Source organism: Phyllobacterium sp. P5_D12 (genome assembly GCF_054049495.1).
In genome coordinates this window covers 1-852 of record NZ_JBFUMG010001042.1, presented here as the reverse complement: position 1 = coordinate 852, position 852 = coordinate 1, and the positions used below count along the sequence as shown (strand labels likewise).

The 852-nt window shown below is 56.4% G+C and carries 1 protein-coding gene; it reads right to left on the bottom strand.

Translation table 11 applies throughout. The features are described from left to right. Nucleotides 1–88 precede the first annotated feature (88 nt). Nucleotides 89–852, bottom strand: a 764-nt coding sequence (locus ACXJ5O_RS28555) for a phosphoserine transaminase (RefSeq protein WP_457302851.1), incomplete at its 5' end; no start/stop codon positions are given.

The following is an 852-nucleotide window of genomic DNA, read 5'->3' as shown; positions in this document are numbered from 1 at the left end:
ATCATGGCCTCCATCAATAGGAACTGGCGTTAAATTGGAATGATGCAATTGATGACGGCCGCAATGCTGCGGCCGCATCGGCCGGAATTCAGGCTGCCTGTTTCAGAGCGGCTTTTTGCGACTGGAAAGCCCAGTCGAGCCAAAGAGTTAAAGCTTCAAGGTCAGCTGCCTCGACAGTGGCACCCGCCCAAATGCGTAGGCCCGACGGCGCATCACGATAGGCGCCAATGTCATAGGCGACGCCCTCTTTCTCCAGCACCACCACAAGGTTCTTGGCGAAATTTGCCTGGGCTTCTGCATCAAGAGCGATAATATCCGGGTCGACGATCGTCAGGCAGACAGAGGTGTTGGATCGCGTTGCCGGAACCCGCGCGAGATTGGCAATCCATGGCGTCCGCTCGACAAAAGCATCTAGAACAGCAAAATTTTGGTCTGCACGGCCAACTAGTGCATCAAGCCCCCCGATGGACTTCGCCCAGGCCAATGCATCGAGGTAATCTTCAACGCATAGCATCGAGGGCGTATTGATTGTCTCGCCAGCGAAGATGCCGTCGATCAGCTTGCCGCCCGAGGTAAGCCGGAAGATCTTCGGCAAAGGCCATGCGGGCTTATAGGTGACTAGCCGCTCAACCGCGCGCGGGCTGAGGATCAACATGCCATGCGCACCTTCGCCACCAAGTACTTTTTGCCAGGAGAACGTCACAACGTCGAGCTTCTCAAAATCCAGTCGCTGCGCAAAAGCCGCGGACGTCGCATCGCAAATGGTGAGTCCTTTGCGATCAGCGGGAATGAAATCACCATTCGGTACCCGGACGCCGGAGGTCGTGCMGTTCCATGTGAAGACCACGTCAC